At 70.6% G+C, this 7,564-nt stretch carries 6 protein-coding genes and 2 pseudogenes; 5 read left to right on the forward strand and 3 right to left on the reverse strand.

Annotated features, from left to right (window positions below):
- Positions 1 to 114: 114 nt before the first annotated feature.
- Positions 115 to 1,115 (reverse strand): annotated as a pseudogene (locus tag ABZ374_RS47595) (IS5 family transposase).
- A gap of 137 nt (positions 1,116 to 1,252) precedes the next feature.
- Between ABZ374_RS47595 and ABZ374_RS47600 the strand changes: the two are divergent.
- Together ABZ374_RS47600 and ABZ374_RS47605 are read left to right on the forward strand one after the other, a co-directional pair.
- Entirely contained in the window at positions 1,253 to 1,447 is a 195-nt protein-coding gene (locus tag ABZ374_RS47600) for a hypothetical protein (protein ID WP_360324834.1), read from the forward strand.
- 510 nt (positions 1,448 to 1,957) lie between these two features.
- A pseudogene (locus ABZ374_RS47605) lies at positions 1,958 to 3,088 on the forward strand (DNA polymerase III subunit alpha); the annotation flags it as partial.
- A 185-nt stretch (positions 3,089 to 3,273) separates the two neighbouring features.
- On the opposite strand, the gene ABZ374_RS47610 reads toward ABZ374_RS47605, so the two are convergent.
- Positions 3,274 to 4,050, reverse strand: coding sequence for a hypothetical protein (locus ABZ374_RS47610; protein ID WP_360324837.1), 777 nt, complete (start codon positions 4,048 to 4,050; stop codon positions 3,274 to 3,276).
- Between the two features lie 290 nt (positions 4,051 to 4,340).
- Positions 4,341 to 4,853 carry a hypothetical protein gene (locus tag ABZ374_RS47615; protein WP_360324840.1) on the reverse strand — a complete coding sequence of 171 codons (513 nt, stop codon included), beginning with the start codon at positions 4,851 to 4,853 and terminating at the stop codon, positions 4,341 to 4,343.
- A 440-nt stretch (positions 4,854 to 5,293) separates the two neighbouring features.
- On the opposite strand from ABZ374_RS47615, the gene ABZ374_RS47620 reads away from it, so the two are divergent.
- The 3 genes from ABZ374_RS47620 (at position 5,294) to ABZ374_RS47630 (ending at position 7,495) form a co-directional block, all read left to right on the forward strand.
- Positions 5,294 to 6,148: a tetratricopeptide repeat protein gene (locus tag ABZ374_RS47620; RefSeq protein ID WP_360324842.1), complete on the forward strand. Its 855-nt coding sequence runs from the start codon at positions 5,294 to 5,296 to the stop codon at positions 6,146 to 6,148.
- Between the two features lie 168 nt (positions 6,149 to 6,316).
- Positions 6,317 to 6,559, forward strand: a complete 243-nt coding sequence (locus ABZ374_RS47625; RefSeq protein WP_360324845.1) for a hypothetical protein — start codon at positions 6,317 to 6,319, stop codon at positions 6,557 to 6,559.
- A gap of 252 nt (positions 6,560 to 6,811) precedes the next feature.
- Complete coding sequence (locus tag ABZ374_RS47630) at positions 6,812 to 7,495, forward strand: competence protein CoiA family protein (protein ID WP_360324847.1); 684 nt, start codon at positions 6,812 to 6,814, stop codon at positions 7,493 to 7,495.
- Positions 7,496 to 7,564 lie beyond the last annotated feature (69 nt).

Consider the following 7,564-nt stretch of genomic DNA (forward strand, 5'->3'; position numbering starts at 1 on the left):
CGTGACACGCCCGGATGCTCCCAGACGGCGAGGTTTCTGCCCACTGCTTTCAGTATCTCGACTGCGCTCCTACTCAGCGCTGGCGGATCGGCTAGGGCGCGTATCCAGTTGAGATCAACTGGTGCTTCGGCTGAGGGTGTTGACCCAGATCATCGCGGCGCGAAGGTGGAGGGCGAGGTAGCTCTCGGGGATCTTGTCGTATCTGGTGGCGATGCCGCGCCAGGCCTTGAGCTTGTTGATCAGGCGCTCGACGGTGTTCCGTTCCTTGTAGAGGTCGGCGTCGTGGCCGACGGGCCGGCCGCCGCCGCTGCCTTTCCTCTTGGGGTTGGCGGCCTGGTCGCTCTTCTCCGGGATGACCGCCTTGATGCGGCGTTTCCGCAGGTGGGCGCGGTTGCCGCGGGACGAGTAGGCCTTGTCCCCGGCGACCGCGTCGGGTCGGGTGCGGGGACGCCCGACGGGCCCGCGGACCCGTATTCTTCCGAGCACGGGGACGAACTGCGGGCTGTCGGCGGCCTGTCCCGCAGTCAGGACGAAGGCCAACGGGCGACAGTTGCGGTCGCAGGCGAGGTGGATCTTGGAGGTCCGCCCGCCCCTCGATCGCCCGAGCAGAGCAACCCTCAGTCGGACCTTGTGTCGGCGCCGGACACGTCGTCGTTCCTCCCGCTCCGGGTCGATTCCGGCTCCGTTCCCGTCTTGTCCCTCCGGGCTGCCCCCTTTTGCCGGGCCTTCTCCTCCTCGGCGGCGGCCTTCTCCAGCGCGGTGAGCGTTTCGGGGTCGAGACGCATCCCGGCGGCGTCGTGGTGTGCCCGGACGGTGGTCGAGTCCACGCTCACCAGTGACAGGTCCACCTCGCCCCGTTTCGCAGCCTCCGCGATCAGGCCTTCCAACAGTGCCTCGAAGACACCGACGTCCCGCCACTGCCGAAAACGGTTGTGCACGGTCGGCCACGCACCGAACCGCTCCGGCATCTCACGCCACTGCGCACCCGTCCGGAACTTCCAGATCACGCCCTCGAACTGCTGCCGTAGCCGCTCGGGATACGGACCGTACGCACCGATCGGCAGATACGGCTCGATGAACTCCCACTCCACGTCCGTCAGTTGCTGTCGCGTCATGACAAGGCGATCTACCAGACCAGGACCGTCTTGACGACGAATCCCACAGATTGATCACGACCCGATACACGCCCTAGTTCGGATAAGCTTGTGTTCGCTGCCCCGCGCTTATCGTGAGTTCCCAGGAACTTCCACGTTTGCTCGAAATCCGTCAGAACCTCGGCGATTGCATCGCGGAGGCCGAACGTGAGGGCTGGCTTGGCGAGGCCGAAGGCCTGGCCGTGAGCCTCGCCGCGGCCGGGGAGAAGATCGCCCAGATCCGCAGCAGGGAAGAGCGCCGAAGTTCCCCCGTTTTCCTCGGCGTTCCCGCCCTCTTACAGGGCGCCGAGTGACCATGGCTGCAGTGCGGGGCCCGCGGTTCGCAGGCCCCGCACCATCATCAGGCCGAGGGGCGATCACCCTCGGGCTCGGGCGTTCCGCCTTCGTCGTCGCGACGCGACCTGGTTCGACGCAGTTCGACTGCCAGGGTGATTGCGGCGCTCAGAGCGCCGAGGACTCCTGCAACCACCGAGAGAACATCTGCCACAGCGGGTCCTTTCGGACAAGGCAGTCCGGACCCTGATGCAGGGCATGGCGAGGCCGCGGACCACCGGACAGGTATCCCCCGCCATCGCCACGAGCCGATTCCGAGACGGGCCAACGCGGTTGACGCGCGGCGCGTGCTCGAAGTTCGGTCCACCGGCAGTCAACGCCAACGGTGACGTCGACAGGCTGGAGAAGCCGATCCGCCGAGAGCGGTCCTTTGACGGTGGGCTCCTCTTGAAGCCCATGATGCCCCCAACAGCCCGCAACTGTCTCGCCAACGAGCCCAACTCCTCGATGCCATCGCTTAGTTCGGAGAAGGATTCTGCCGGGCGCACGCGGTGGCGTTCGCGGTCCCCGCGCTGCAGTCCGCCTGGTTGAAGGCGCATCATCCCGCCGCGTTGTACGCCGGCCTACTCGAGCACGACCCGGGGATGTGGCCGCGCCGGGTGATCGTCGCCGACGCCCGCCGCCACGGCGTGCCGATCCAGTCCGTCGACGTCAACCACTCCCACCCCCACCACACCCTCGAACAGGCCGCCAACGGAACCTGGGGCGTGCGCCTGGCGCTGTCGGCGGTGCGCGGCATCACCGACGAGGAATGCGCCCGCATCGCCGCCAGCCACCCCTACACCTCCCTGACGGACCTGTGGCAACGCGCCCACCCCACCCTGCCCACCGCCGAACACCTCGCCCGCATCGGCGCCCTCGACCACGTTCACGACGGCCGCCTCACCCGCCGCGACCTGCTCCTGCAACTCCCCGAACTCCACCGCCGCACCCGCACGGTCGGCGACGGCCAACTCCCGCTCGCCGACAGCCTCCTCGACGCCACCCACCCCAGCGGACTCCCCGAGACGACCACCCGCGAAGCCGTCGGCGCCGAACTGCGCATCCTGGGCATCGACGTCACCCGCCACCTCATGGACTACCACCACCGACTGCTCCGCGAGATCGGCGCCGTCGACGCCCACCTCGCCGACACACCCCCCGGCTGTGCGGTCCTGGTCGCCGGCGTCCGCGCCTCCACCCAGACCCCACCCATCGCCTCCGGCAAACGCGTCATCTTCGTCACCCTCGACGAGGGCTCGGGACTGGTCGACGTCGCCTTCTTCGAGGACTCCCACCCGGCCTGCGCCCACACCGTCTTCCACTCCGGACTGCTGCTGATCCGCGGCAAGGTCCAGGTCCGCGGCCGTCGACGCACCATCGTCGCCACCATGGCCTGGGACCTCGACGAGATCGCCGCCGCCCGACGCGACCACGGCCCCCGGGCCGCCCTCGACCTGCTCGGCGCGCCCGCCCCGCACCCCACCCCCGCCCAACCGCGGCGCGTCCTGGTCCACGGCACCGGCGCCCGCCGGCACCCCTACGCCGACCTCCAACCCCCGGGGCGGCGTTCGGCGGGCCTGAGCCGCTACGGGCACCGAAGCCGAGGGAGCGCCGGCTGAGCCTCCGGGACATCTCGCGCTGTCGAGGGCGGCGCGGCAAGGTGTGTCCTGGCCGGCTTTGCCCGGCAGGGCAGGTCGAGGTGGAGCCGGTCCGACTCGGGGGATCGAAGTCCAGGAAGGGCGGCAGGCTTCCACCTCGCCCGGCAGGCCCTTGCGCTCATGCGCCCAGGCTCGCCGCTGAGCCATCAGAAGGGCGGATCGTCGGCGCAGCCGCCCCGATCGCCAGGGTTTTCGCGCTCTGCGTGGAAACGGGCGTAGGCCTCACGGGCTTCGACGTCGTCGGGGTTCTCCAGAGCGCTGACGTCGTGGCCCCAGCTTCCGAGCGCGTCCAGCGCGCGGCCGCGGGTGTAGCGGTCGGTGCTGGTGGCGAGCAGGCGGCGGGTGTGCGTCGCGAGTTCGTCGTGGTGGCCGGTGAGGTCGGGGTGTTCCGCGAGCGGGATGGCGGCGAGGACGGCCGCGTCCCGAACGGCGGGGTCGTCCGCGTCGAGGAACGGCCGGACCGCACGGAAGAACCGTGGGCGAAGGTCCCGGAAGGCCCTCACGTCCGTACATATGTCGAGGTAACGGCCTTCGAGGCGTCGGTTGCCGCAGGCCACGGTTTCGTCGTCGGCGTCGAATGCCGTGTCGCCGAGCCACTCCAGAAGTACCGCGCGAGTCGGCGGGCGTGACGCGCCCCCGTCCGTCGCGGTGTCGTCCTCGCCCGCCGCGGTGGCCGGATGATCGAGGACCGCGGCGACGAACCGCGCGACGGGCACGGTGGCTTCGTAGATGGTGTTCTGGTGCCCGATCAGCGCTTCCTCCGAGGCGGCCGCCCGGACTGCGGGGTCGGCGTCGAGGAGTCGCGCCAGCGCGGCGGGCAGGAAACCGCCGTTCCCGTGCGAGGCCATCAAGGAAGCCCAGTCGGTGTCATCCAGGATCACCCGGTGTTCGGGAAACGCCTCGGGCGGCGGGCTGTGGGTCACGGGCGGAGGCTACCGCGTCCGGGAGACACGCACCCCGGCCGCACGAAGGGCGGCAACGACGCGGCCCGACCACGCAAGAAGACGGGCCGACCTTCCGGGTCGGCCGAACGCGTCACCGCCCCGCGCTCCGTCCGAGCCGTGAGCGGTCCGCGGCTGCGGGCCCGCGTCGGCTCGCTCCCGGATGCCACGAGCGCGCGGTACCGGGACCGAGGGAACGCGGCCGGGTGCGCGTGCCTGGCCGCACCCGGATCGTCCCGGTTCCGCTGCGGTGCGCGTGCGTCGGGGGGTGCTCAGCGGGGCGTGGTGGTGGGGACGGCGGTGCGGATGGTGTCGATCATGGCGCGGACGGCGGGGATGTCGGTGTCGGAGGAGTTGACGCGCACGAGGTGGTCGCGGTCGGCCCAGGTGCAGGAGGCGTACGCCCGCCGCGGCGGGGTTCGACTGTCGGGAGCGGGTTTGGCGGGCAGGTGGTCGCAGGTGATCCGGCCGCCGTTGCCGGGTTCGAGGATGTGCTGTTCGCCCGGGTCGAGCGGTACGCCCTCCTGCAGCTTCTCGATCCTGTCGGAGAGTTTCGCGAACACGTCCGAGGCGGGGGTGGGGCCGCGTTCGGCGGTGACCACCACGATGCGGTTCGGGTGGGGGTCCGCGCCGTTCTGGATCGGGAACAGGTAGTAGGCGCCCTGGCGGTCCGTCATGTCGGTGGCGGCGAGGAAGCTGATGTAGTCCCGTAGTCCGATGACGGGTTCGCGGCCTTCGGCGCCGTCCAGGCGCACGGTCGGGTCGGCGCCGCGTCCGTCGGCCACGACCCGGGTGGCTCCCGCGAGCACGGGCGGCAGGTCGGCGAGCGGTGGCGCGGCGGACGCGGACTCGTGGGTGCAGGCGAGCGAGGTCGTCGCCGTGACGAGGGCGGCCGAGGCCGCTGCTCCTGGACGACCTCGGACGCACCCTGGCCGCCCTGGCACAGGACCTCGCCGACGAGACACACCGCCTGGACACCGTCGCCTACGACGACCAGGACGCCGAAGGCCGCACCCTGGCCGTGCGAGCCGCGTTCGAACTCTCCCATCGCCGCCTGAATCCCCAATACGCCCGGGCCTTCCACCTGACCGCCCTCGACCCCGGCCCGAACATCTCCACGTCCGCAGCCGCCGCGCTGTTCGACACCACCGAAGAACACACCACACGTGTCCTTCGCGAACTCGCCCGCCGACACCTCCTCGACATCGACGGCGAACGCTGGTCCATGCACGACCTGCTGCGCCTGTACACCACCGAACAGGCACCCACAGACGATGGCCCGGCCATCGTTCGCCTACTCCGCCGTTACTGCGGACACGTCCGCGCTGCGGTACCGCTTCTGGGTGGACCGGCCATCGCGCCGCCACGATTCGAGACCGTGCGACAGGCCATGGCCTGGCTGGACGAGAAACGCGACAACCTTTTCGCCGTCGCCGCCCGCGCCGACGCCCTGGGTCACCCGGCCATCGCCGTCGAACTCGCCGCCTGCCTGGGCATGTACCTCATTCGTTCCCGACGCGTCGACGCGTGGATCACCCTCGCCGGCCACGGGCTTGCCGCTGCCCGGCAGCTCGACGCTCGCGCGGCGCAGCAGAACATGCACGCCGAACTCGGTCTGGCCCTGCGCCACGCCCGACGTTTCCCCGAAGCCCTTGAGCACCAGCAGCGCGCGCTCGGCGCGCGCAACCTCGGGGATCTCCGCGCGCAGGCCCTGAACCGGGGGAACATCGCGATCATCCGGCGTCGACGCGGGGAACTCGCCGAGGCCGAAGCCGCCTACGCGTCGATTGTCAGGATCTTCGAAGAACTCGGCGAGACGCATCAACTCGCCACCACCTGGAACAACATCGGGGTGGTCCAGCGAGACTTGGGGCGCTTCACGGAGGCGGTCCACTCGCACCGTAAGGCGCGTGACCTCCTCCGAGAGGAGGGCGACGTCCGCAGCGAGGCCTATGCCCTGGACAATCTCGGCATCGCCCTCGGCGAGTTGCACCGGCCCGACGAAGCCGAGAATGCCCACATCGAGGCCCGTACCCTGTTCCTGGCCATGGACGACCTCGAAGGCCAGCCACGGTCGTGACAGAACATCGGCCTCGTCCTGTGCCAAAGCCGACGCTTCGACGAGGCGGCGGCCGCCCAGAAGGAAGCCGCCCGCATCAACCGCGATCTCGACCTCCCTCGCGCCCTGGCGCAGTCGATCGGCAATCAGGCCCGAGCCCTGGCCGAAGCGGGCCTACACGACGAAGTCATGCACACCTGGCGGCAGGCACAGATCCTTTTCACGGGGCAGGGCGATCTGTTCGGGACCGCCGAATCACTCAACGAGATCGGCCTACTGTCGGTCGAACGCGCCGACTACGAGGCCGCAGAGGACGCACTCAAGGAGGCCGCGAATCTCTACACCCGAGCCGGCGCGCCGAACCAGGCCGACATTGCCCTCGACAACGCAGGCCGCGCACGCCGACGCCGGGAGCACGACGAAGAGCGTTGACCCACGCACGATCCGGCTCGAACGTCCCCATGTCGGCGGGATCAATCCCGGCGGGGCGGGTCGGGACCCCGACGCACGCCTTGCGGCGACGACACGCCCGATGTCGGTGACGGAGGCGATGATGGGGCAAGGACCGCCGGCGCGTGAGGCGTGGCATCGGATCGCCACCGGTGCGCGGTGACGGCCCGACACCCGGTTCGACGGTGCCGGGGGATCACGGTGGCGTTCACGGCGGTTCACCGGGAGTGGGGCGTGCTGGACGCGACCCTGCCCGACCTGGGGTGCGGGCGGCGCTGGGGCGAGGTTCATCTCGCGCGGCCCCGGGCGGCGTTGACGTGCCCGGCGTGCGGGCACGGCTCCCACGCCAAGATCTCCCCACGCGGCCTGCGGTTCTTCGCACACGACCCCGGCGCCCCGTGCTGCCGACTTGCCGAGGAGTCCCTCGAACACCATCTCCTGAAACTGGAGTTGCTCACCGCGGTCCGCGACGCGGGCTGGTTCGCCCGCCTGGAGGTGGCCGCGGCCGACGGCTCCTGGCGCGCCGACGTCCTGGCGACCTCCCCCGACGGCACCCACCGCATGGCCTGGGAGGCCCAACTGTCGCCCATCCGTGTGGACGCCATCCGCGCGAGAACCGCGAACCTGGCCCGCGACGACGTCACCGTGTGCTGGGTCGCACCCGCTCGCGCACCAGGTACACCTCCCGCCCCCTGGCTCGACGCGGTCCCCGCCGTCGAAGCCACGCCCACCCCCACCGACACCACCACGACGTGGACCCTCACCCACGGGCTGCGCCGCTTCGTCACGTTCGCCGACCCGACGCCGGGCGCGCCGCCGCGCCGGTGGTGGGAGCCGGTCGAGGGCGTACCGCTGTCCCGATTCGTGGGCTGGGTCCTGAAGTCGATGGTCACCCCGTTACCTTTTTCGTGGTCCTGAAATGGGGCTCCTGGCCTCCGGGTCCGGCATGGCTTTTGCCCCCTGTCGAACGCATGACCTGGGGGGTGG

Origin of the sequence: Embleya sp. NPDC005971, assembly GCF_040629175.1 — a bacterium.
Classification (GTDB): Bacteria; Actinomycetota; Actinomycetes; order Streptomycetales; family Streptomycetaceae; genus Embleya.